Origin of the sequence: Marinoscillum sp., assembly GCF_040222955.1 — a bacterium.
Taxonomy (GTDB): Bacteria; Bacteroidota; Bacteroidia; order Cytophagales; family Cyclobacteriaceae; genus Marinoscillum.
Genome location: NZ_JAVKCA010000007.1, coordinates 729,172 through 755,273, shown reverse-complemented (window position 1 = coordinate 755,273; position 26,102 = coordinate 729,172). Strand labels below are relative to the sequence as shown.

Genomic DNA, 26,102 nt, shown 5'->3' with positions numbered 1-26,102 from the left:
AAATATAGTGATCAATATTGAAAACAGAGCGTGATCGGAGGTGTCAAATATGAGAACCCGAGCCGGTTAAATGGCTGTATTTCAAAGGGGGTTAGAGCTGATGAGTTGCCCGTGCTGGTAGACTTCCTGACTGACTGGTTCACCCTTTCTGTCATAGTAGTACCATGTGCCGTTGCGTTTGTTTCTTATATACTCTCCTTCATATTCTTTCTGTCCATTTTTCTGAAAGCGCACAAAGGAACCCTCCAGTCGGTTTAGTTTCCAGTTTTCTATGGTCTGAACATCCCCGTTAGGAAAATAGGTTCTGGCTTCCCCCTGTTTGTTGCCAAAACCATAGGTGGTTTCGCTGATCACTTTACCTTTTTCATAGACCACCCTTTGTCCATGAAGCTTTCCATTTTGATAGTTTTCCAAAAGGAGTACGCGACCCCTGTCATCATAGGTAATCCATTTGCCGTTGGGCAGGTCATTCAGGAGTTCTTTTTCCATAATCAAATCGCCCTTGTCGTTATACTCCCTGATCCTGGCATTCAGGCCTTTGTTGGTAAAAATGCCCTCGTATTTGATTGATCCGTTTTGGTGATATTCCAGGTTTTTGCCCACCCGGTAGCCATCATTGTATTTCAGGTGTTTTTGAAGGCTTCCGTCTTCATAGTAGGATTTAAAGTCACCGACCAGGGTTCCGTTTTCGTATTTTCCGAGGGATTTGAGCTGACCATTTTCATGGTAATATTTAATGAAGCCGGAACGTTTTCCCCGTTCATTGAGGGCTTCCATTTCCAGTTTTCCGGAAGGGTAGTAGGTCTTATAGAAGCCATCCAGGAGTCCGGCTACATACTGAGCTTCCAGCTCCAGGTTCCCGTTTTCATAGTAGTGTCGGGTGGTTCCATTGGGTTTTCCATTGATGTAGTTAATCTCTTCCTTAATACCACCTGAGGCATAGTACTCCGCTACCAGCCCGTCAGGCTTGCCGTTTTTAAAGTTGGAGGTTCCTTTCAGCTTACCTTCTGTATCGTACAGCTTCAGTTCGCCCACCAGGGTGTCATTGCTGAATGTAGCTTCCTGAATAATGACCCCATTGGGGTCAAATATCCTGGTTACTCCCTGACGGAGGTTACCTATATAGGTGGTTTCGCGCTGCACACTGCCGTCTTCGTAGAAGTTGTAAAACGTGCCTTCTTTGCTGCCATCCACGAACGTGCCCGTGACGATGACTTTGCCTGAAGGACTATACTGTTTGTAATCACCGTCGATACGTGAGGAGTCCCCCTCCAGGATGTAGTAGATTTCTTTCGTTTTGGAAGGATCATTGGGGTAAGGCACGATCACTTTGGTTTGGCCAAAGGATGACATGCAGATCAGTAGAAGTCCGACGAAAAAAAAGAGTTTTAACATGAGAAAAAAAAGCCTTACGCTTTCACAAACGTAAGGCTTTCAGGATTATTTATTTTGAATTAAACTTTCTCGATGACAATGGCTGATGCGCCACCACCACCATTGCAAATGCCAGCCACTCCAATTCGGCCCTTGTTTTGTGCCAGTACGGAGTGAAGGGTGGTAATGATGCGGGCGCCGGAGGTACCGAGCGGGTGACCCAGTGCCACTGCACCACCATTTACATTCACTTTTGCGGCGTCCAGTCCTAGTTTTTGATTATTGGCCAGTGCCACTACAGCGAAGGCTTCGTTGATTTCATAGAAATCTACATCGGCGGCTGTGAGTCCGGCATGTTTAATCGCTCTGGGGATGGCTTCTGATGGTGCTGTAGTAAACCAGATAGGCTCTTGTGCTGCATCAGCAAAACCAATGATTTTGGCCAATGGCTTCACACCCAGTTCGTCAAGTTTCTTTTTGCTCACCAGCACCAGTGCAGATGATCCATCATTAATCGTGGAAGCATTGGCTGCAGTGACGGTCCCGTCTTCTTTATTGAATACCGGACGAAGGCCGGGAATCTTATCGAAACTCACGTTCTTGTACTCTTCGTCTTCACTCATGATGATTGGATCACCCTTGCGCTGAGGAATCTCCACAGGGATGATTTCATCTTTGAATTTTCCAGCTTCGGTGGCTGCAGCGGCTCGCTTGTAGGAGTTGATGGTGTATTCGTCCTGTGCCTCTCTGGAGATGTTCATCTCTCTGGCAGTATTGTCCGCACAGCTACCCATTGGGAAGCCGTGATAAGCTTCCCACAGCCCGTCGTGCATCAGTCCGTCCAGCATTTGGCCATGACCATATTTGTATCCGAACCGTGCTTTGGGTATGTAATAAGGGACATTAGACATGCTCTCCATTCCTCCTGCTACCACCACATCATTGATGCCGAGCATGATGCTCTGTGCGCCAAACATCACCGATTTCATGCCAGAGGCACATACTTTGTTCACAGTAGTGCAGGGTACATTGTAGCCCAGACCGGCACCAATGGCTGCTTGCCGTGCGGGAGCCTGTCCCAAGCCAGAGGAGACCACATTGCCCATAAAGACTTCATTGACCTGATCAGGGCTGACTCCTGCTTTCTCCAGCGCACCTTTGATGGCCTTGCTGCCCAACTCCACTGCTGTGAAACCAGACAGGCTTCCGCCAAAGCTGCCGATGGGGGTACGGACGGCTGAGATGATGTAAACTTCTTCCATTTCTTAATTTGAGTTTTTGGGTTGTTTATTTATTTGGGTATTTCATTATTGAGCTGGCAAAGGTTCGGGCTTACCAGTCGGGTTTTCCGCTATCAGGTTGCTCCGTGGCCTTTCTCTTTTGCTGCTGAATATACTGAATCTCGTTGTTTTTCATGGCTTCCAGTATCATTCGGGCTTTTTCTTCGCTGATATTCATGTCTTCCAGCTTTTGCTTGGTGCTGGGGTTCTGGTTTTGCTGATCTTTTTCTTCCTCTTTCTGCTCACCTTCTTTTTTCTGCTCTTTCTCTTCGTCTCCTTTTTGATCGTCCTTTTGCTCAGCGTCTTTCTGTTCCTGGTCTTCCTGCTGTTGCTCCTGATCTTTTTGCTCCTGGCTTTCCTGATCTTCTTTTTGATCGTCCTTATTTTCCTGATCCTTGTTTTCTTCCTGATCCTTGTTTTCGTCCTGGTTTTGTTGATCCTGATCCTGCTGTTGCTCCTTCTGCTTGTCCAGGAGTTTTTTCACCACCTCATAGTTGTACCTGGCTTCCTCATTCATGGGATTGGCTTTCAGGGCGGCCTTCAGGTACTGAAGTGACTCACTCAGGGTGGTAGGGGTCTTGGCCATTACGCCCAGTTGCTGATAGGCGATGGATTTTAACTTTTTATCATTGCTTGAGGCTACCGACTGGTACTTCAGTTTGGCGTTGGCCGTGTCACCCAGTGCATAGTAGCTGTGGGCAAGATTGAGTCCTACGCTCGGGTCATCTAGTCCTATTGAATCATATAGAATGCGATAATTGGTTGCCGCCACATCGTATTGGCCATGCTCAAAGGCCACTTCAGCCTTATTTTTTAACCTATTGATCCGGGCAATCTCTGTCGGGTCTGCACTTATGAGGAGTAAGAGTATCAAAAATGTTTTCATATCCTGATCACTTTTACACTAATGAGGGCATCGAATAGCATGAGCAAGAGCGCTGCCATAAGGAAGTAAAAATATTTATTGGATTTGGTATCTACCTGCTTGCTGTCTCTCAGCTCGCCTTCTATGTCATTGATGGAATTGATCAAACGCTCCACATCATTTTTACTATCGTTGATCTCGAAGTATTTGCCCCCTGTATCCGAAGCTATTTTTTTAAGCGATTTGGTATTGATCCTACTCACTACTTCTTCTCCCTGGTTGTTTTTCTTATACCCTCTCCTGGTCATTATTTTACTTCCTCTCTCGGTACCAACACCCAAAGTGAACAATTTGATTCCGGAACTTTCAATTTCTTCTGTTACTTGCTCAGTTTCTTCCCCAAAGTCTTCTCCATCGCTGATGAGCACGATGATCTTAGACTTCTGACGGGCTACAGTATTTTCTTCGTCCGTCAGTTTTTTTAAGGCCATTTTCAGTGGTGGTCCAAAATCCGTACCACTATTCGGTACGAGATCTGTGGTGAGGGCCTGGATGAAGAGGTTAAGAGCATTGTTGTCATAGGTCAGCGGACATTGCATGTAGGCCTCATTAGAAAACATGATCAGTCCTATGCGATCTGAACTGAAGGCCTCTACAATATTCTTGAGCTCAAATTTCACCTTTTCCAACCTGGTAGGCTGTATATCAAAGGCGTTCATGGACTGACTAAGGTCCACACAGATAAACATATCCTTGCCGATGGATTTGATTTCACGAGTAGAGTCTCCAAAGGAAGGCCCCAGCAGGGCTACGATCATCAACGCGAAATAGACTGATCTGAGTGTGAATTTGATGAGCCATTTGCTGATGGGAGTGCGCAAGGTAGCTCTGATCCTGAGCAGTCTGATGACATATAGCAGGTAAAAAAGTGCGAAAACCGCAATAATTACAATTTCAAATGTGTCGATTGAATAAGCCCAAGTCATATGCGGCCCCAAAAATACATAAGCAGTTGGTATTGCCCAATGTGAGGATGTTTCATTTAACGATTTTTAAGGATAAGTGGTATGTGGATATTTTTAATTGATCATGATTAGAATTTTTATTTTGAAATACTATATTTGCAGTCCTTTTCAGGGGGCTCACGGAAATCAGGAGAGATGGGTGAGTGGCTGAAACCACATGTTTGCTAAACATGCGTGCGGGAAACCGTACCGGGGGTTCGAATCCCCCTCTCTCCGCACTTTTGAAGTGAGTCTTTCTGAAGGGAACTTAATGCTAGAAATAGTAGGAGGGTTCGCTAGCTCAACTGGATAGAGCGCCTGCCTTCTAAGCAGGGGGTTCCAGGTTCGAGCCCTGGGCGAATCACAGTGAAGAATTAAGCACCTATGACGTTGTTATAGGTGCTTTTTTTGTTTAATTCCGTAACTTCTGTTGATTAAAACGGATCAATCCGAAAACCTGTGGGTGAACATAGAATAATCTAATTTGCGAGATAAAAAGAGCAATTGGATTTAACAGCATGGGAGTTGCTGCTTCCTGAAGGAATGTTGGAGTACTTTGAAGTAGCGTCAGTAGAAAAAGACATAGAGAGTTATACCATTAGTCTAGTAGAGAAGCGCCTTCAGCCGGGAGAATTTTCTGGACTGAGGTTAAGCTCACATGGCTTCCACAACGAATCGACCGTCAAGGATTTTCCACTTCGAGGCAAAGCATGTTATCTAAAGGTCAAACGGCGAAGATGGGTCAATGAAGATACTGGTGAGGTGATATCCAGGAATTGGGAACTGGTGGCCAAAGGAACGCGTATGACGAAAGAGTTCGCGGCTTTTTTAAAAGCATTGCATCGACAACACTCCGGTAAGCTGTAAAAGCCTAGGTAACTACTTTCATGTCAATGGAAAATTGCTTGAAGAGCAGTACGTCTCACACCTGAGCGATTACACTACTTGGGATCAACTCAGCCATGCAGAAGACCACATTGTCTTCCCCGAAAACATAGGCCCCTACCTCACCATAGATGAAACATCCTTATCGCAAGGAGAACTCTATACAATCATCACCAATAAAGAAGCCAATGGCAGAAAGGGGAGCCTTGTGGCAATGATTAAAGGTGTTGACAGTGAAAGGGTTAGGTCTATCCTATATCGTAAGATCCCTGTAGAGCAACGGCGCATAGTCAAGGAAGTTACCCTTGATATGGCGGCCAACATGGAGCAGATTGTTCGCAAGACATTCACCAGGGCCACTCTTGTCACAGATCGTTTTCATGTTCAAAAACTGGCCTATGATGCTCTACAGCAAATGAGGATAGAATATCGGTGGCAGGCCTTGGAACAGGAAAACAATGAAATCGAGTTAAGCAAGCAGGTCGGTGAAACGTTCAAACCTGATGTTCTCGAAAATGGAGATACCCCCAAGCAACTCCTTGCTCGAAGCAGGTATCTGCTTTTCAAAAGAAAAGACTGTTGGACACCTTCTCAGGTGCATCGGGCAGAGATACTCTTTCAGCGATATCCCAGACTAGAGCAGGCTTATAATCTAGCACAGAACCTCGGCCACATTTACAGCATAAAAGACAAGGGCATAGCCTACACGAAACTGGCTCAATGGTACAATCGGGTAGAAGAACTAAGCTTCAAGTCATTCCACACGATCTCTCGGACTATCCAAAACCACTACGAAACCATCCTCAACTACTTCGACAAGCGTAGCACTAATGCAGCAGCTGAGTCTTTCAATGCGAAGGTCAAAGCACTAAGATCTCAATTCCGTGGTGTCAGGAACGTATCCTTCTTTCTTTACCGACTATCGAAAATCTATGCCTAGTACAATCTCCCCACAACTTTATTGCTTGATCCATTAAAACCGGAGGAGTAACAATCTTATCCATCTCCAGCATTACGATATATTGAGTTTTCAACCGAAGAACTCTTCTTTTTTCAATAATTTCTATTTTCGGTCTTCCATTCGGTCAGGTTTTTATTAACTTCGAATTGTACAATCGATTGCACAATGAAAAAGAAACTATTCCTTTTAGCACTATTATCTGCCAATCTTCTGTTGGCTCAGCAAAACCAGACCACCATTTATGAGGATGTGGAATTTGAAATGCCGCAGGTAAATCCACCTGCCATTCCGGACTACTCGGTGAGTGTTTCGGACTTTGGAGGAGTTGGAGATGGACTTACCAGGAACACCGAAGCTTTTGCCAAGGCCATCGATGCAGTGGTGGCCAAAGGTGGAGGCCATGTCAACGTTCCGCGGGGCATATGGCTTACAGGGCCTATCACTCTTCAGAGCAATCTGGATTTGCACCTGGAGGACGGTGCGCTGCTTCTGTTCACGAAGGATAAAGACGACTACCCGCTGGTGGCTATCAGTTTTGAAGGATTGGAGACCTATCGCTGTTTGTCACCCATCAATGGCAAGGATCTGGTCAATGTATCCATTACAGGAAGAGGTACCATAGATGGCAATGGGGATGCATGGCGGGCTGTGAAGAAAAGCAAGGTGACTGACAGCCATTGGAAGCAACTGGTAAAAAGTGGCGGATTGCTGAGTGATGATGGAAAGAATTGGTACCCATCGGCCAGTTATAAGGTAGGAGCAGATGCTACTGCAGGCTTTTTCAATGTGCCTGATGCCTCCTCTAAGGACGATTTTGCTGCTTTTAAAGATTTCCTTCGGCCGGTAATGATCAGTATACAGATGTCCAAAAATGTGATGCTGGATGGTCCCACATTTCAGAATTCTCCAGCATGGAACATTCATCCGTTGATGTGTGAAAATGTCATTCTCCGCAATTTGAACGTGCGTAATCCGTGGTACTCCCAAAATGGAGATGGCCTGGACCTGGAGTCATGTAAAAATGTGCTGATCTATAACAATACTTTTGATGTAGGAGATGATGCCATTTGTATCAAATCAGGCAAAGATGAAGACGGACGCAAGCGAGGCATACCCACTGAGAATGTGATTATTAAGAACAACATCGTATATCATGGCCATGGAGGGTTCGTCGTAGGGAGCGAGATGTCGGGTGGTGTAAAGAACGTTCATGTGTCCAAATGTACATTCATGGGCACGGATGTTGGCCTGAGATTTAAAAGTACCAGAGGCCGTGGCGGAGTGGTGGAGAATATTTTCATCTCAGACATTGATATGATCAATATCCCAACGGAGCCCATCAGGTTTAACCTCTTTTACGGTGGCCAATCCCCTGTGCTGGAGGAGGATCAGGAAGCCGCCGTGGTAGACGAAGCGTTGATGCCTGTGACTGAGAAGACCCCTTCATTCAAAGATATATACATCAAAAATGTGACGGCTGTAGGGTCAGGTACGGCGGCTTACTTTCAGGGACTTCCGGAAATGAATCTCAAGAACATCAACCTCGAAAATGTGTACATAGAAGCCAAAAAGGGGATTTCTATGGTAGATGCTGATGGGATTTCTTTCAAAGGGGTCACCGTAGTGACTGACAAAGGCTTTCCATTGACCATTTATAATACCAAAAACATTTCCATTTCCGGTTTCGAAGGGAAGACGCCAGACTCAGGTCTGGTGCGCGTGCTAGGTGCTAAAACCGAAAAAGTGACTCTGGTAAAATCCGATTATGACGACTGCAAAACAGAAGTGGTCATCGGGAAGGAAGTGGGTAAAAAAGCCGTGAAGTTGAAATGATCCAGGTATGAAGAAATGGACTTTTCTCGCTTTGTCAGGTTTACTGATGGCTTTTGGACTTTTGCAGGAGGAGCCAACAGTGATTTACCTCATAGGGGATTCCACCTGCGCAGAAAAAGAAATTGATGCCTATCCGGAAACGGGATGGGGGATGCCTTTTGCCTTTTTCTTCGATGAGTCGATCAAGGTAGACAACCGAGCTAAGAATGGCAGAAGTACCAAATCCTTTATGGAGGAAGGGCGTTGGGATGCGGTGCTTGAGACCCTTCGTCAGGGCGATTATGTGTTCATCCAATTTGGGCACAACGACGAGGTGCCTTCCAAAGTGGGCCGGTACACCACCCCTGAAGAGTTTCAGACCAATCTGCGGAAGTATGTTATGGACGCCAGGAGTAAAGATGCACTGCCTGTGTTGCTCACACCTGTGACCCGGAGGTCATTTGAAAATGGCGTACTGGTAGACACCCATGCTCAGTATGCTGAGTTGGTACGGGAAGTGGCCGCCTCTGAGCATGTGCCGCTGATTGATATGACTACTCTGTCCACGGAGCTGGTAAGTGAGCTGGGTGAGCGTGAGTCAAAATGGCTCTACCATCACCTGGAGGCAGGTGAGCACCCCAATTACCCGAAAGGGAAAGCAGATGATACCCATTTTAACGAAATAGGCGCAAGGAAAATGGCTCAGCTGGTGCTGTCGGGAATCAGAACGCTGGATCTTGACCTTAAAAAACACATTGTAACGGGAACCAGATAAGCATGAGGGTAGTAAAGAAATGGGTGCAGGTCTGGATCCTAATACTGGTCTTTGGATTTGCGCAAAAGCCAGAGCGCATAGTCACCATTTACCTGATAGGGGACTCCACTATGGCGGATTATGCGAATAATTACGATGAGGGGAAGGACTATTACCAAACCAGGTACCCTGTGACCGGGTGGGGGCAGGTTTTTCAGCCTTTCTTCTCCTCAGATCTGTCTGTTTTTTCAAATTTATTTACAGCTGACTCTGCAGTGGTGGATGATCGGGCCAGAGGGGGCAGGAGTACCCGTACTTTTTTTCAGGAGGGGAGATGGCGAAGTGTTTATGAGTCATTGAAACCCGGAGATGTGGTCATCATCCAATTTGGACATAATGACGCTGCCGAGACAAAGACCGAGCGCTATGTGGACATTGAAGGTTATAAGGAGTTTCTCCGGCTATATGTAACTCAAAGCCGACAAAAGGGTGCCACACCGATAATACTCACGCCCGTGGCTCGCAACTACCCATGGGAGAACAATCACCTGCAAAATGTGCATGGTGAATATCCGGAAGCAGCACTGGAAGTGGCACAGGAGCTGAATACTTTGTTCATTGACCTTAACCAGCTCAGTATGGATGCTTTTTCTGAGGTGGGTCGGGAATATGCTACCCAAAACTATTTTATGAACCTGGATTCTGGTGTGTATGAAGCATACCCGAACGGTCAAAGTGATAATACACATTTTCAACCGGAAGGTGCCAGAGTGGTGGCCGGGCTGGTTTTTGAAACGATGAAAACGCTGAAAAAATGAAAAATATCTTATGGATAGGATTGATTGTCTCGTCGTTGGGTTTGTCTGCACAAAACTATGATTTTGTAGTGGCGGCTGATGGTACAGGGGATTTTGAGAAGGTACAGGCGGCGATCGATGCGGTGCCTCATCTGCGCAAGAACCGAACAACCATCTACATCAAACCCGGGGTTTATAAAGAGAAATTGATCTTGCCCACCTCCAAAATCAACGTGTCGCTGATCGGTGCAAACCCTGAAGAAACCATTTTGACTTTCGATGACTATGCCAGCAGAAAAAATCAGTTTGGAGAGGAAATCGGAACGTCGGGTTCGGCTTCTTTCTTTATTTATGGCGACGGCTTTGAGGCCCGAAATCTGACTTTTGAAAACTCCTTTGGAGAGGGCAGTCAGGCGGTGGCAGTGCGCATAGACGGAGATCGGGTGAAGTTTGAAAACTGTCGTTTTCTGGGCAATCAGGATACACTCTACCCGCATGGAAAGGACAGCCGGCAGTATTATAAAAACTGCTACATCGAGGGTACCGTGGACTTTATCTTCGGGTGGTCCACTGCCTATTTTGAAGGGTGCGAGATTTTTTGCAAGCGCAATGGATACATCACGGCAGCGTCCACCGAACAGGAGACCCCTTTTGGCTTTGTGTTTAACAACTGTAAAATCACCGGGTCGGCCGAAGCAGGTTCCGTATTTCTGGGAAGGCCCTGGCGACCCTACGCTCAGACGGTTTTTATGAATTGCGAGCTGGGGGAGTTGATCCATCCCGAAGGTTGGGATCCGTGGCGGTCAGAGGAAAAAAAGAAAACAGCCTACTACGCAGAGTATGCCAATGTGGGGGCGGGTTATCAGCCAGAGGCCCGTGCCCGGTGGGCACATATTCTCACAGAGGAAGAAGCCTTAAAATATTCTTTGACGAATGTGATGGGGGATTGGAATCCGAATGAGGAATAGTACCAGGAGAGAGATCGGGCTTGTATCTGCTGGTGTTTAGGTTTTTATTGATAAACAAGGTATTTATAAGCATCTGAAATTGCTTTAAGCAACTTGATAATTGGTTTTGCTCGTGATTTATTAACCTTGTATTGGGTAACTAAAACTATGAGGTCAATAATCATTTGGTTGGGTATTTGTTGTTTCAGTTTTTTATTTGGCTGCCAGGCTGAACAGGAACAAGAGAAAAAATTCAAGGTGGGCTTCTCTCAGCCGATCATGAAAGACGCATGGAGAGAAGCCATGTTTAATGAAATGCAGCGTCAGCTTATCTTTCACGATGAGATAGAGCTGATTTTCAAAGATGGTGATTCTCAGACCAGTGTACAGATCGCGCAGATACTCCAGATGGTGGAGGATGGCATTGACTTACTCATAGTTTCTCCCAATGAGGCAGCCCCTCTTCAGCCAATCATCGAATCAGTGTTTGAGCAGGGCATCCCGGTCATTATTTTGGACAGGAGGATCAATTCCGGTAAGTACACGGCATACATTGGGGCTGATAACAAACTGATAGGGAATGCAGGTGGGAAATATATTGCTCGGCTACTGGATGGTAGAGGCAAGGTCTTGGAAGTCTACGAGAGCCTTAAGATCACGGCATTTTCTGATCGGCATTTTGGGTTTCGTGAGGTTATGGTAGGGCATCCTCAGATTCAGATAGATTCCGTCAAAGCCATCGCTAAGGGAGAGTCAAAGTACAGGGAACTGATTGCCAATGAGCAATATGATGTGGTTTTTGCGGCGACAGATGTGGCGGCAAAGTTCGCTTATGACGTGGCACAGGAAGCGTATCCAGACGGCAGGAACAAATACTATATTGGCATAGATGCGTTGCCAGGAACCGGCAATGGGCTTGAGATGGTTGAGAATGGTATTTTGACGGCTTCCATTATTTACCCGACGGGTGGTGATCTTTCTATTGATATCGCTTCGCGAATTCTCAATGGCGAGCCCTATGAGAAGGAAAACATCCTTCAGACCCTGGTGGTGGATTCTACTAATGTGAAAATCATCCAAACTCAGGCCAGGAAGATATTGGATCAGCAAACGGATATTCTGAGTTTGTCGGATAAACTTGGGGTTATCCAGCGGGTGTTCAAAACACAGCGGACCCTTACATATTTGTTTGCGCTTACCATGGTGATATCCATTATTATGACGGCTTCCGTGCTTAAATCTTTGGTAGAAAAGCGTCGGATCAATAATGAGCTACAGAGCAAAAATGAACAGATCACCCTTTATGCTCAGCAGGCAGAAGAAGCAACTCAGGCAAAATTCAGATTTTTCACCAATATTTCTCATGAGTTCAGGACACCCCTTACCCTCATCAAAGCCCCGGTCGATGAGCTGCTGGAACGAAAGGAAGCCAGTTTGTTCAAAAGGGACTTAAAGCTGATCCGTAAGAATACGTTGCGGTTGTTACGGTTGGTCAATCAGATTATGGATTTTCGTAAAATTGATAACTCAAAAATGAATCTGAGAATCAATGAACAGCCTCTGATACCCTTTCTCAAGGAAATCATGGACTCCTTCGAAAAGCTGGCCGTAGATAAACAGATTGCTTTCAAACTGATCTATGACAGTGATCAGGTGAAGCTCTGGTTTGATGGGAATATGATGGATAAAGTGTTTTTCAATCTCCTTTCCAATGCATTTAAATTCACCAAAAAGGGTGGGTCTATATTCATTCGGGTGGAAACCAATCAGCTGAGTGATGAGGTGAGGGTATCTGTGGATGATACTGGCAATGGAATGACCGAGGAGCAGGTGGCCCATATTTTTGACAGGTTTTATCAGGGCGATCAATATAGAAGTTTGGGTACTGGCCTGGGATTGGCTTTGTCCAAGGAAATCATAGACTTACACAAGGGGAGTATTGAAGTAGAAAGTATCCCCAACAAGGGTACAAGGTTTGTAATCAAACTAAAGACTGGTAAAGACCATCTGGATGAGTCAATGCTTGCCCCTGAGGAAGGCCTCTATCTGAGGTCCGATGAATCACTTTTCCCGGCAGACTACGAATCAACAGAAGAACCACAGATTAGGGAAAAATCTGAAGAGGGGAGTAGTAGTATTTTGTTGATTGAAGATAATGATGAGCTTCGGGCCTATCTCAAAGACCGTTTGGGGCGTGACTACTTTGTGATGGAGGCGAACAATGTAGCTGAGGGGATTAGGATTGCGATGAATGAGGTGCCCGACCTGATCGTTTGTGACTTGATGCTAAAGCACGAATCTGGCTATGAGGTCATTCGGACATTAAAAGAGGACTTGAGGTCTTCCCATATACCGATAGTCATCCTGACTGCAAAGTCCTCAACAGAAGAAAAAATCAAAGGAATCCGACTGGGAGCAGATGATTACATTACCAAGCCTTTTGATGTGCCCATTCTTTGTGAGCGCATTCACACTTTGCTTGCCAATCGTCAGAAGTTGAGAGAGCACTTCCTCCATGAGCTGCCTGTGGATCAGAAAGGACTGTCGAACTCCCGGATTGATAAAAAGTTTGTGAGTGAATTTACTGCCATTGTAGAGGCGAATCTGGCTGATACTGGGTTTGGAGTAAATGAAATAGGTCACGAATTGGGACTCTCTCGAATGCAACTATACCGAAAGGTGAAGGCTCTTTTGGGGTATAGTGTTAATGACTACATCAGCAACGTTCGTCTAAAGAAAGCCAAGCACTTGATCCTGGAAGGAGAGCACAATATCTCCGAAATTGCACATATCGTTGGGTTTTCTACAGCTTCATATTTCTCTACGGCATTCAAGAATCAATTTGGTATGACTCCTTCAGAATTCAAATCAAATCATGAGTCATAAGGATGTTACAATTTTAAAACCTCCGATCAAAATTGAAAGTGGTTTGCTGAAATCATAATTTTAGACCCTATTTAATGCAGCTCAAAAGCACTTATTTCAATCAATTAGGCATTATAAAATCAAAATTGCAATTTATTGGTACGGCATTAGAAACTTGAAAATGACCCTTTGACATAACTTGGATGAAAGTTTTCCAAGATTATGAATGCACGAATTTTATATTACGCTATTGTGGTTGGGCTAGCCGGATTCTTATTCGGGTTCGATACAGTAGTTATTTCAGGTGCCAACCTTCCTATTAAGGAGTTGTGGAGTATGAGTGATTGGTTTCATGGCACCTTCATTATGTCAATGGCATTATGGGGTACCGTTGTGGGAGCAATCTTCGGTGGGTATCCCACGGATCTTATAGGCAGGCGCTCCACATTGTATTGGGTAGGAGTGCTTTACCTTACTTCCGCACTAGGGTCGGCATTGGCCACAGATCCTTATTTGTTTTCTTTCTTCAGATTTATTGGTGGAGTTGGGGTTGGTATTTCGTCCATTGCAGCACCCACCTATACTTCAGAGATTGCCACACCTTCCAGCAGAGGGCGTCTTGTTGCCCTTTACCAATTCAACATAGTACTGGGTATTCTGGTGGCCTTTGTTTCTAATTACCTTTTGCAAGGTGTAGGAGGTGCTAATGACTGGAGGTGGATGTTAGGCGTTGAGGCCATTCCCGCAGCGGCGTATATAATTATGGTGTTGGGTGTGCCAAGGAGCCCCCGGTGGGTACTCATTCACAAAAAGGATGAGCCTGGCGCTTTGAAAATACTAAAATTAAACAATAGTGAATCTGAGGCCAGGTCGATCATCGCCCGCATCAAAGAAGATGTTAAAAATAATATAAATGCTCATACCAGCGTGTTTTCGGTTAAGTACAGATGGTCACTCACGTTGGCTTTTCTCCTGGCGGCTTTCAATCAGCTTTCGGGCATCAACTTCATTTTGTACTATGCCCCGGAAATACTGGTCAAAGCAGGCTTTGGCAGCTCCGACTCCTTATTTAGTGCAATATTTATTGGTGTGGTCAATCTAATCTTTACCATGCTGGGTGTATTTCTGATCGATCGTTCTGGCAGGAAAATGCTGATGTATATTGGCTCAGTAGGCTACATCATCAGTCTGGGCATGGTCGGATACGCTTTTTATGCTGAACTCAGCGCGGTATTTAAACTGACATTTATACTCACGTTTATCGCAGCCCATGCCATTGGACAAGGGGCAGTGATCTGGGTATTTATTTCAGAGATATTTCCTAACAAGGTCAGAGCATTTGGGCAGGCCTGGGGGTCAGGAGTTCACTGGCTATTTGCCGCGTTGATCACCCTGTTTGGTTCTGTGCTGATCAATTCGATGAATCCCTGGACGGTCTTTTGGCTCTTTGGGAGTTTCATGATACTGCAGTTACTCTTTGTAATTTTCATGATGCCCGAAACCAAAGGCGCTTCCCTGGAAGAGCTACAAAGCCGCTTAGGCGGAGTAAAAATGAAAAATTCTCAATCGACTATTCAAGAAGTAAAAGAAAATTATGTTGCTGAAGTGGGCAACTAAACCTCTCATATGATGAAAAAATTACTCAACGGATTTTTGTTACTATTGGCCATCATGTGTGCAGCCGAGGTGCTGGCACAGGAAGTGACCATATCAGGTACTGTGACGGACCAGCAGCGTGGTGAGACTTTACCAGGTGCTACCATCACTATTGAAAATGAATATACCGGAACCATTACAGACATAGACGGTAAATACACGATCACAACGGAGGCCAACGCCACCCTGATGTTCTCATTTATTGGTTATGAAACACAGAAAATAAAACTAAATGGGCAAACGAGGTTAGATATTGCCCTGGCTGCGGATCTGCAATCCCTTGAGGAAGTAGTAGTGGTGGGCTATACTTCTAAGAGAAAGAAAGATCTGGTAGGATCTGTAAGTGTGGTGGATATGGAGGAGGTTGGAAAAATCGTTTATGCCAATCCTCTTCAGGCACTTCAGGGACGAGTTGCAGGGGTGACCTTTAATCAAACAGGCGAGCCGGGATCGGTGGGCACGAGTGTCAATATTCGCGGGTTTACCACTTTTGGGGACAATACGCCTCTCTATGTGATAGATGGAATTCCTTCGCAGGAGCCTCCCAACAACCTTAATGGAAATGATATTGCTTCTATCCAGGTTTTGAAGGATGGCGCAGCTTCGGTGTATGGTGCCAGGGCTGCTGCAGGAGTAATCCTGATCACCACGAAAACGGGTAAAAAGGATAAGCTGGAGATTGACGCAGGTGTGATTGTAGGTAGACAGACGCGCGCCAACTATCTGGACCTTCTCAATGCTGAGGAATGGGGACAGGTCTATTGGGGAGCTTATAAAAACAGTCGCAACGGTACGCCTTCATTTACCGGGTACTTTGATCTTGGTGGTAAGCCCGGGATTCCGGCAGATCCACAGCTCTATCAGCCAGACAAAGATGACCCGAGCAAAGATCAGTCCTACCTCTACACACCTGAAGGGACGAACTGGGCGGACAGGATTTATAGAGATGGTCAATCTCAACAGTATTATGTGAATATATCCAATGGAAATGATAAAGGAAATGTGATGTTTGGCGCATCCTACTTCGATGAGCAAGGAACCATCATCACCTCTTATTTCAATAGGATTACTGCCAGGTTGAATTCTAACTACAATCTTACCAAATGGATGAAAGTGGGGGAGAACCTTAGTATATCTAATTCAGAGCGCGTGGGCGTGGGTGGAGCTGCAAACGATGTAGTACGACAGCATCCGGCACTTCCTGTATACGATACAGATGGTGGTTACGCTGGCAGAGTAGGAGACTTCCCGGACATTAGAAACACGGTGAGTCAGTTGGATAGAAACCGAAATAATACCACAAAAAGCTGGAGAATTTTTGGTAATGCACATGGAGAAGTCAGCCTGCTGGATGCACTTGATATCTTACCAGACGCACATGCTTTTAAACTGCGCACCAATGTGGGCCTGGACTACAGCGATTACTATGATGATTTTTTTGAATCTAGTTTACATGAGGGCGTCTATCAAATAGATAACAATAGTTATTTTAATAAATATGGTCGGGGTGTCACACTCACCTGGAACAACTTTGCTGAGTATTCATTCAGAAAGAAGGACCATAACCTCACCTTAATAGGAGGAATAGAGTCTATCCAATACAGCTACCGGGATTTGGCTGCTTCACGTACTGGCTATTCTTCCGAGACACCCAGCTACCTGACCATTAGCAGTGGAGATGACATAGGCGTGGCAGAGGGTGGGCGCAGCAACTGGGGGTTATACTCAGAGATTGCCCGCCTGGATTATATCTTCAAAGAAAGGTATTTGGCCACGGTACTTTACCGGCACGACATGACCTCTAGGTTTGCTACTGATGGAGACTTCCTGACCTATATGGTAGGATGGAGAGTGACGGACGAGCCGGCCATCAGACGAGCTATAGGAGATAACGTACTCAATGATTTCAAGTTAAGAGCCAGCTATGGAGAGTTGGGCAATCAAAATACCGGAACTCTGCATAATCAATCCACTTTTTACGGGCCAAATGATCTCAATGCAAACTATGATCTTACCGGAACCAATACATCAGTACAGCAGGGATTTGTAGTGCTAACACGAGGTAATCCATTCTTGCGATGGGAAACGACAAAAAGCTATAACATTGGAGCGGATGTGCGTCTTTTCAATAAGTCGTTGGATTTTACTTTTGATGTTTACAAGAAGGTTACTACTGACCTGATAAGCAATCCTCCTTTGGCCCTGGCCATTGGCGAGGGTACTGCTCCATTTGTAAACTCTGCGCAGGTCACCAACACTGGTTTTGATATGAGCCTTACACATTTCTATAGGAGCAACTCAGGGCTTAAAATCACCAATTCTGTGCAGGTGTCAAGGTACAAATCTGTTGTAGATGATCTTGACGACAGGTATCCTTTGGGCTACGAGGGAGAAAGATACTTCGATAGTGGGGGTAGAATCGCTGAAGGCCGGCAGATGCGCGAATTTTACGGCTGGGTGGCAGACGGTATTTTCCAGAGCACCGAGGAGGTGGAAGCACATGCCAATCAGACCGGAAAGGGCGTAGGGCGTATTCGTTATGCAGATATCAACGGAGATAGCATCATCAATGACGAGGACAGAACTTACCTGGGCAGTCCCCACCCGGATGTGACCCTGGGGCTCAACTCCCAGCTCAAATACAAAAACTTCACACTCGATATGTTTTTCTACAGCTCCATTGGACATGAGATTTACAACAATCTTCGGGTAACCTCTGAGTTTGCACAAATAGGTACCTATAATCGTACCTCCGCGATTTTGAATTCCTGGACGCCAGAAAATACAGATGCCACTGTGCCCATGCTCACTTTGGATGACAAGGGAAATGACGAAAGCAGAGCCTCCTCTTATTTCATAGAAGATGGCACGTTCCTGAAAATGAGGACGCTTCGTTTAGGATACAATTTTACTCCAAAAATATTCGAGGGGTTCAATGTAAACCTCTACGCTGAAGTACAAAACGTATTCACAATTACCAATTATTCGGGTATTGATCCCGAAGTGCCGGGCGGATTTGATAATGGTGTTTATCCATTACCCCGCACTTTCATTCTCGGTCTAAATCTCAAACTCTAACTGACAGTCATGAAAAAGATATTTATAGCAATTTCGATAGTGGCAGTACTTCTGCCAGCATGCAAAGACCAGGTTCTGGATCAGGTACCACAAGGCGCCCTAGCGGAAGGTGTAGAGGTAGATGAGGGAATCATGGAGAACCTGATCACTGCTGCGTATTCTTCTCTCACGGCCAGGTTTATAGGTCTTCATCATGTCACTTTTCAGGGGCCAACGACCAACTGGATAGCAGACATCAGATCAGATGATGCTTACAAGGGCGGTGGCGGAATCGTGGACCAGGTACCAATGCATCAGGCTGAAACTTATGTGTTAAACCCTACCAATGATCTTGCCTTCAATAAATGGCTCAATCTTACCTGGGCCATTGCCAGGGTGAATGTGGCCATAAGCAACCTTTTGGAATACGAAAACCCAAACTATCCTTCTGAAATCAGAATGGCCGAAATGAGATTCTTACGTGCTCATTTTCACTTTGATATGGTGAGAAACTATAACCAGGTGCCCTGGTTGGATGAAAACGTATTGGGCTCAGAAGCGTCTAATACCACTTACACCAAGGAAGAACTATTGGAACTGATAGAAGCGGATATGCAATTTGCGTATGACCATCTCCCCCTTAGTCAGCCGGAACTCGGAAGGGTCAATAAATATACAGCCGCGGCTTATATGTGTAAAATACTGGTAGAGGAGAAAAAGTGGAGTGAGGTAATTCCATTTGCCGATGAGGTGATAGGCTCAGGACAATACGCTTTGCTGAATGAGTTTGAAGATCTGGCCTCACTTGATTTTGAAAACAGCTCAGAGATAGTATTTACCGTGCAGTTTGCATTGACCGAAAACCCGGATTTGGGACACAATATTGGGAATATTCTCAATGTCACCTATAGTAATGCCTATCCGGGAGGGGACGACTTTTATCTGGCTAGCCAGAATCTAGTGAACGCTTTCAAAACAGATGCCAATGGGTTGCCGGTATTTGATGGATTTGACAATCCTCCGCATGCTACCGGAGCTTCCTATCTCAATCCTGTGGATCCTAGAGTTGATTTCTCTTTAGGAAGAAATAACATACCGTGGAAACAGAGCGGCATCTACACTTTTTCAGAGTGGGGCAGGAGTGCAGATTATCCAAATAATTACTCTTCCAAAAAACACGTCATAGATTCCAACGATCCCAGGATGCATGATGGTTTGCCATGGGCCGCTTCCGGACTAAACTTCGCAATCATCAGGTATGCTGAAGTGCTCCTTTGGAAAGCAGAGGCGTTGATAGAGGGTAATATTGACCTGAATGAGGCCCGGGCACTCATCAATCAAATCCGAAACAGAGCTAAGAACAGCACGTACGTCCGAACGTTGGACGGAGTATCTACAGCCGCCAATTATGCGATAGAACCCTATCCAACTACCGGATGGAACCAGAGCTATGCCCGTCAGGCATTGAGGAGAGAAAGAAGGCTTGAACTGGCCATGGAGGGCCATCGTTTGTTTGACCTCAACAGATGGGGAATTACAGCCCAGACTATCAGTGAATACTTATCCGATGAATACACAGTGACACCTTACTTGGAAGGAGTAGAGTTTGTAGAGGGTACTCATGAGTATTATCCAATTCCGCAAGCCGAGTTGGATAAGAATCCTGGCCTCTACCAACAGAATAACGGTTATTAATTCAATCAACTTTTCAATAAACACTCAATTTTCTAAACCAAAATAATCATGAAGAAGTCAATTTTGTTTTATGCGGTGATGATCATCGCAACAGTGGGCTTTATTGCCTGTGGGGACGGTGGCGAGGATCCGGCACCATCATTGGAAATCACATCCATCACAGCTACGTCGGCTGATATCACCAGAACGGGTGTGGTAGATGCCGCCGCTGGTACTGTTATTTTCCAGCCATTTCCACCACGCACGGATATTTCAGCTGTGACCATTGCAGTTACCTTGCCTGAGGGCGTTACAGTATCTCCAGCATCCGGTACTGCTCAGGATTTTTCAGCAGGAGCAGTGACCTATACCATATCCAATGGTAGTGAGGAGCTCTCATTTGAGGTCTCAGTGACTGCTGAATTTGCTGCCTCTATCGCTTTCGTGGGAGACGCCAATGCTCCGGGTAGTATTACAGAAAAAGACATGGCCGCTGCCTACACATATCTTTCGGGAGAGTATGGTGATGACCTGGAGTATATTCCGTTTTCTAGTGTAAATACCGATGCCCTGCAATACATCGAAGTGGTGGTTTACTATCAGGATAGCGATCCGGGAAACAACCCAGGCTTGTTAGAGAGTATCCCTGCATCAGCTCGGGCTGCTTCAGTGGTTGCTGCATTTAAAGCATGGCATGCAGCCGGTGGAGATTTTGTGTTGGCCGGTCATGGCACACAGTACCTCAACCAACTGGGTAGAATTCCAGATGATGCTGGAAAGCCGTACGAAGAGAATGGATGGGCGCCTAGAATCTACGGAAGTGGTGATGGTTTTGAAAACCCTGATCAGTGGGGAATTAATGTCAACTTGAATGTCAATGCCATTGAGACTGTTTCCAGTTCTGATTGGGATCGATCTGGTCATGCCATACTTGAGGGATGCACTACCAGTGACATTGCCAACCCTGTAGATCAAACTTCCTATGGCCATCCTGCGATACCAATGATAGCAGCTGGGTACAAAGAAGATCATAATTCCATGTGGGATATTAACGCCGCACCGATCACCGATCATGTGGATGCATTTGATAAAGCAGATAAATGGGAAGCAGCCATGGAAGCTACACTTATTGGTACGTGGGGTCACGTGGTAGACCTGTGCTGTGGAGCAGTAGTAGAGCTTCATGCAAGGGCTTCTGCACCAGCTGAAGGTTCGATCATAGTGATTGGAGCTGCAGCGTATGAGTGGGAGCAAAACGGCGCTGATAATGCATTTGTGAGCAACAATGCTGCAATGACCGTTAATTCAATTAATTATTTAATAGAAAAGTAAATTTTCTTCATACTGAACCGGGAGGGGGGGTCCTCTTCCGGTTTTTTCACACACACCATGTATCTTATCACTAAGCTCTTTTTGATATTTATAACGCTGATTTTTGGCCACCTGGCCAAAGCGCAGACTTATACCGAGCAATATCGTATGCAATATCATTTTTCTCCGGAGCGAAACTGGGTCAATGACCCATGTGGCATGGTCTACCTCAACGGTACTTACCATCTGATGTACCAATACAATCCTCACGGCACACAATGGGGCAATATGTCTTGGGGGCATGCTACATCCACCGACCTGATGCACTGGGAAGAGCAGGGTGTTGTCCTGTATAATGACAGTCAGGGAGCTATTTTTTCAGGGGGAGCCGTCATAGACTATCACAATACCAGCGGCTTTGGGGACTCCGCTATGGTGGCTATTTACACAAGCGCCGGACAGACCCAAAAGCAAAGCCTGGCATACAGCCTGGATAAAGGTATAAATTGGACCAAGTATTCTGGTAATCCAGTGTTGCCAAATAAAGGAATTACCGATTTTAGAGACCCCACAGTACTTTGGCATGAATCCACACACACCTGGGTGATAACATTGGCCGAGCATGATCAAATCGGGTTTTACTCCTCTCCAAACTTAAAGGACTGGACCTATCAGAGTGCCTTTGGAAAAGGAATGGGTGCCCACGGAGGAGTATGGGAGTGCCCTGACTTGTTTCAGTTGGAGGTGCAAGGCACCTCAAAGAAACTATGGGTGCTGATGGTCAGTATCAACCCAGGCTCGCCCTCCGGAGGATCTGGCACCCAGTATTTTGTGGGTAATTTTGATGGGAAGTCATTTACGCTCATCCCCGAGTTTGAGCTGCTGCTCAATCCCCACCCAACAGATGAAGTGTTGGTTTTTGAGGACTTTGAGTCCGGCTATGAAAACTGGACGGTGACAGGGACGGCCTTTGGCCAGGCACCTGTGGCAGGTACCCTCCCCGATCAACAACTCGTCACAAATTTTCAGGGAGATCAACTGGTGAATAGCTATCTGGGTGGTGATGCAGCTACGGGTAGTCTCACATCAGAACCCTTCATCATTGAATCTAATTATATCAACTTTCTGATAGGGGGTGGCCACCACCCAGACCTGACGGCCATCAAGCTTATCGTTGACGATCAGGTGGTGAGGAGTGCTACAGGGAGCAACACCGAACAACTGAGGTGGTACGCCTGGGATGTATCAGAATATGCTGGCAAATCTGCCCAACTTAAGATTGTGGATGAAGTGACTGGTGGATGGGGGCACATCAATGTGGATCATGTCTATTTTTCTGATCGGGCAATTGTACAAAAGGAGGCTTTTTGGGTAAATCATGGGCCTGATGATTATGCCGGGCGTAGCTTTCAACAAACTCCTGATGGCCGAGTGCTGTGGATGAGCTGGATGAATAACTGGTCATATGCGGGCAACCTGCCTACCTCCACCTGGCGTGGAGGAATGTCTTTGCCCAGAGAACTCACTTTGAAAGAGACTCCTGCTGGTATTCGGCTGTTTCAGCAACCTGCCCCTGAGGTCTATCAGTTGAGACAAGATACGATTGTTGTTGTGGGTGATTTGGATGTTCTCAATACTACCCTTGCTGGTAGAGAACAAAGCTCTAACCAGTACGAGTTACAGTTTTCTATTAACCATACAAATACCCAATCTGGTGCAGGGGTAATTCTGGCAGCTGAGGGCAGCTACTATACCCAGATAGGATATGATCCCAAAACAGCTAAGGTTTTTTTAGATAGGGGGCATTCAGGAGTAGCTTTTTCCGGAGACTATACTCCGTTGTTTGATTTTAATGCGGCTGACCTTCAGTCATTGGATTTCCGGATTTTTGTAGATCAGTCGTCAGTAGAGGTTTTTGTAAATGATGGTGAGGAATTGATTTCAGCCCGTATTTTCCCCATGTCAGGTGCCACCGGGCTAAGGTTTTATGGGGACGTTGGATCCATTACCGAGGTTTCGCACTTTGAATATGGGAATATTTGGCGGGAAGTGGAGGCGCTGGTCACTTTCACTCCCAAATCGAGGGTTAAAATTTTCCCAAATCCATCCCAAGGAAAGTTTCGGGTGGAAGGGGTAAAGTCTCTTGCTCATGTTGAGTTGATCGGGATGTCAGGCAATAGACTTCCGTTTACCATTAGTACTAAGAACGAAGGGTATGAGATAGTCCTGGATAACGAGACTTACTCAGGAGTGATCATTTTGAGGATAGTTGCTGATAACCAAATAATTACCGAACAGTTAATCAATCAATAGAGGGATATGAAGGAGATACAATTGTTGTTTTGGGTAGGATTGTTGTTGACAGAGCAGGTCATTGCCCAAGAGGTTTTTCATGTAGGGTTCAACGAAGTTTCCGGGACAAGTACCACCACGGAGCAGGTGTCTTCACAGTCACTGAGTATCGAAAATATTTTTGATCATCCTGAGCGCATTACAGCACCTGATGGAAACGCCCTGCGACTGGATGGGTGGTCAACGTACATTTCACAATCCAACTTTAGTTTATCAGGGATCGATCGTGCGCTGACCATAGAAGCATGGTATGGCACTGAGGCTTTCAATAGAGAGTCTTCCTCCATTATAGAGCTGTCTTCAGCTTCAGAGGCCTCTGGATTTTACCTCAGTGTTGGCCCTTATGGGGAACTTAACTTTGGGTACCACCTGGATAATACTTTTTATGTGCACAATACACCAAATAGACTTTCTACTTACCAGTGGCATCATATTGTAGCTACTATAGATCTGGATGCCGGGGAGACCAGAGTGTATGTAGATGGCGTAGTGTGGTTTTTGCAACAAGGACTTTCGGCATCCTCTATTTCTGTTCCGGAGAGTACCTTGTATATTGGTAAAAGGAGTCTTGATCAACAGGCGAATGGGTTCTCGATAAATGTGCTCAATGGTGCTCTGGATGACCTGAAAGTTTTTAATCTAGCACTCACAGAGGCAGAAGTCGTGGATGCAAGTCAATCTGTATCTGATAGAAAAATTGATTTATACATAGATCCCACCGTGAGGTTTGCCGGTGATCATTTACGCCCACAATACCACCCGATGCCCAACAACAGCTGGGCCAATGAGTGCTATGGCTTGATGTATTACCAGGGTAACTATCATCTATTTTTTCAGAAAAACCCGAATGCTCCTCAGCTCTATTTTATGCACTGGGGCCATCTGATCAGCCCGGATATGGTACATTGGCGCGAAGTGGATATTGCCTTGAGACCAACTCCGGGATTCGATAATTTCGGCGCCTGGTCAGGTACCACGCTTAAAGACAATACTGGAAGTCCCTATATTTTTTACACTGGGGTAGATGGTGCCAAAGCCGGTATTGGAATGGCCATTCCCACCGGGGATTCTCTGCTCACCTGGACCGAAAGTGAGTCCAATCCCTTATTAGCGAATGCGCCTACCAGCTTTAGTCACATGGACTTTAGAGACCCATACCTGTGGAAAAGTGACGGGTTGTATTACATGATAGTGGGCTCAGGTTTACAAAACAATGGTGGCGGCATACTCTTTACCTACCGTTCTTCAGATTTGGTCAATTGGACACTTATCCCAAGGTTGTATGCCAATTCTGACATTTCTGAATACGGAGAGTTTTGGGAAATGCCAACTTTCAGAAAGTTGGCGGGCGATACCTACCTGCTACAGTTGACACCTACGCCTAACAATGGGAAACGTGCACGTTCTATTTATTTGCTGGGCACCTGGGAAAATGAAACCTTCAAACCTTATTTTGAAACCCCGAAATCACTCGAGTTATTTGATAGCCACATGCTGGCTCCGGCCTTTGGTACAGATGATGAGACGGGAGATACTTACATCGGGATTATTCCCGAAGACCGGGATGGCAATGACCAGATCAATGCCGGGTGGCGACAGACTTTCAGCATACCCCGACAGGTGCGTCTGCTGAAAGATAGCACCATTGGGCAAATACCCCATCCAAATCTTTGCAGGTTGAGATCAGACGAGATATCTGTGGAAAAATTGGTTTTGGAAAATGGCCAAAGAAACAACCTTCCTCAGTTTAGAGGGAATCAGATCGAGATGGAATTTGATATCAAAGCTGATTCCAATGCCAACTTTGTAATTCAGGTGCTCAAGCATGAAGATGAGCGCGAGTATACAACCATTACTTTTGATTATGAACTGAATAAAATCATTCTGGATAGGCGCCAATCATCCCTTTCGAATACCTTAAAGAACACCAGAATTGGGGATTTTGTATTCAACCCAAATGACACTTTGAACGTGCGCATATTCATTGATCACTCTACTTTAGAGGTGTTTGTGCAAAACCTCACCGTGTTTTCTGCCAGGGTTTATCCTTCTCGGGCGGAAAGCGACCTGGTAGACGTGGTAGCGATAGATGGCGAGGTATCTGTGGTGTCGGCTAAGAAATGGGAAATGGCCTCCATGTTGGACCATGAAGTAGTGGATCAAAGTTGTGTACCGAGTAACCTTCCTACGCATTTTAACAAGATACCCAAAGAGCCAGAGGAACCCGAGGAGCCTTTGAAATCGGGCTTTAAATCCGGGTGGAAGCTCTACCCTAATCCCTCGTTTGACGTGATCAACCTGGATACTCCCGGAATAGAAAACGGCCAATATTTTATTTATTCTCTCTCAGGTCAGCAGCTACTAAGTGGAGCCATTGATCAGGAGAGGGCAGCTATAGATGTACATCAAATTCCCGCCGGAATGTATTTACTGACCGCCAGCGATGGCACCCTCTTTTACTCAGAGAGGATACTGATCAAAAACAAAGAATAAAAGGCAATAGGTGAA

General features: G+C 45.7%; 17 protein-coding genes and 2 tRNA genes. 15 read left to right on the top strand and 4 right to left on the bottom strand.

Features of this window, described 5'->3' with window-relative positions; genetic code table 11:
• Positions 1 to 81: 81 nt before the first annotated feature.
• From RIH33_RS05185 to RIH33_RS05170, 4 genes are all read right to left on the bottom strand, one after another.
• Positions 82 to 1,395 (bottom strand): toxin-antitoxin system YwqK family antitoxin, encoded by a 1,314-nt coding sequence (locus tag RIH33_RS05185; RefSeq protein WP_406650815.1) that lies wholly within the window; start codon positions 1,393 to 1,395, stop codon positions 82 to 84.
• Between the two features lie 59 nt (positions 1,396 to 1,454).
• Positions 1,455 to 2,636: an acetyl-CoA C-acyltransferase gene (locus RIH33_RS05180; protein ID WP_406650816.1), complete on the bottom strand. Its 1,182-nt coding sequence runs from the start codon at positions 2,634 to 2,636 to the stop codon at positions 1,455 to 1,457.
• A 70-nt stretch (positions 2,637 to 2,706) separates the two neighbouring features.
• Positions 2,707 to 3,540 (bottom strand): hypothetical protein, encoded by an 834-nt coding sequence (locus RIH33_RS05175; protein ID WP_406650817.1) that lies wholly within the window; start codon positions 3,538 to 3,540, stop codon positions 2,707 to 2,709.
• Entirely contained in the window at positions 3,537 to 4,505 is a 969-nt protein-coding gene (locus tag RIH33_RS05170; protein WP_406650818.1) for a vWA domain-containing protein, read from the bottom strand. The genes RIH33_RS05175 and RIH33_RS05170 overlap by 4 nt, the downstream gene beginning before the upstream one ends.
• Positions 4,506 to 4,673: 168 nt before the next feature.
• Between RIH33_RS05170 and RIH33_RS05165 the strand changes: the two genes are divergently transcribed.
• The 15 genes from RIH33_RS05165 (at position 4,674) to RIH33_RS05095 (ending at position 26,087) form a co-directional block, all read left to right on the top strand.
• Positions 4,674 to 4,760: transfer RNA gene (locus RIH33_RS05165), tRNA-Ser, on the top strand.
• A 53-nt stretch (positions 4,761 to 4,813) separates the two neighbouring features.
• Positions 4,814 to 4,887: transfer RNA gene (locus tag RIH33_RS05160), tRNA-Arg, on the top strand.
• A gap of 140 nt (positions 4,888 to 5,027) precedes the next feature.
• The gene (locus RIH33_RS05155; RefSeq protein ID WP_406650819.1) at positions 5,028 to 5,390 is read left to right on the top strand and encodes a transposase; all 363 of its coding nucleotides are present in this window, start codon (positions 5,028 to 5,030) and stop codon (positions 5,388 to 5,390) included.
• Positions 5,391 to 5,424: 34 nt separating this feature from the next.
• The gene (locus RIH33_RS05150) at positions 5,425 to 6,348 is read left to right on the top strand and encodes a transposase (protein ID WP_406650820.1); all 924 of its coding nucleotides are present in this window, start codon (positions 5,425 to 5,427) and stop codon (positions 6,346 to 6,348) included.
• A gap of 186 nt (positions 6,349 to 6,534) precedes the next feature.
• Entirely contained in the window at positions 6,535 to 8,202 is a 1,668-nt protein-coding gene (locus RIH33_RS05145) for a glycoside hydrolase family 28 protein (RefSeq protein WP_406650821.1), read from the top strand.
• A gap of 7 nt (positions 8,203 to 8,209) precedes the next feature.
• Positions 8,210 to 8,956: a rhamnogalacturonan acetylesterase gene (locus RIH33_RS05140; RefSeq protein WP_406650822.1), complete on the top strand. Its 747-nt coding sequence runs from the start codon at positions 8,210 to 8,212 to the stop codon at positions 8,954 to 8,956.
• A 2-nt stretch (positions 8,957 to 8,958) separates the two neighbouring features.
• A complete protein-coding gene (locus RIH33_RS05135; protein WP_406650823.1) occupies positions 8,959 to 9,753 on the top strand; it encodes a rhamnogalacturonan acetylesterase in 795 nt (264 codons plus the stop codon).
• A complete protein-coding gene (locus tag RIH33_RS05130; RefSeq protein ID WP_406650824.1) occupies positions 9,750 to 10,700 on the top strand; it encodes a pectinesterase family protein in 951 nt (316 codons plus the stop codon). Before RIH33_RS05135 ends, RIH33_RS05130 begins: the two co-directional genes overlap by 4 nt.
• A 147-nt stretch (positions 10,701 to 10,847) precedes the next feature.
• Positions 10,848 to 13,565, top strand: coding sequence for a substrate-binding domain-containing protein (locus RIH33_RS05125; protein WP_406650825.1), 2,718 nt, complete (start codon positions 10,848 to 10,850; stop codon positions 13,563 to 13,565).
• A 201-nt stretch (positions 13,566 to 13,766) separates the two neighbouring features.
• Positions 13,767 to 15,161 (top strand): sugar porter family MFS transporter, encoded by a 1,395-nt coding sequence (locus RIH33_RS05120; RefSeq protein ID WP_406650826.1) that lies wholly within the window; start codon positions 13,767 to 13,769, stop codon positions 15,159 to 15,161.
• A gap of 9 nt (positions 15,162 to 15,170) precedes the next feature.
• Positions 15,171 to 18,278, top strand: a complete 3,108-nt coding sequence (locus RIH33_RS05115) for a SusC/RagA family TonB-linked outer membrane protein (protein ID WP_406650827.1) — start codon at positions 15,171 to 15,173, stop codon at positions 18,276 to 18,278.
• Positions 18,279 to 18,287: 9 nt separating this feature from the next.
• Positions 18,288 to 19,952 (top strand): RagB/SusD family nutrient uptake outer membrane protein, encoded by a 1,665-nt coding sequence (locus RIH33_RS05110; protein ID WP_159584464.1) that lies wholly within the window; start codon positions 18,288 to 18,290, stop codon positions 19,950 to 19,952.
• Positions 19,953 to 20,000: 48 nt separating this feature from the next.
• Positions 20,001 to 21,263: a DUF4960 domain-containing protein gene (locus tag RIH33_RS05105; protein ID WP_406650828.1), complete on the top strand. Its 1,263-nt coding sequence runs from the start codon at positions 20,001 to 20,003 to the stop codon at positions 21,261 to 21,263.
• A 57-nt stretch (positions 21,264 to 21,320) separates the two neighbouring features.
• Entirely contained in the window at positions 21,321 to 23,555 is a 2,235-nt protein-coding gene (locus RIH33_RS05100) for a GH32 C-terminal domain-containing protein (RefSeq protein WP_406658696.1), read from the top strand.
• A gap of 6 nt (positions 23,556 to 23,561) precedes the next feature.
• Complete coding sequence (locus RIH33_RS05095) at positions 23,562 to 26,087, top strand: GH32 C-terminal domain-containing protein (RefSeq protein WP_406650830.1); 2,526 nt, start codon at positions 23,562 to 23,564, stop codon at positions 26,085 to 26,087.
• Positions 26,088 to 26,102: the final 15 nt, after the last annotated feature.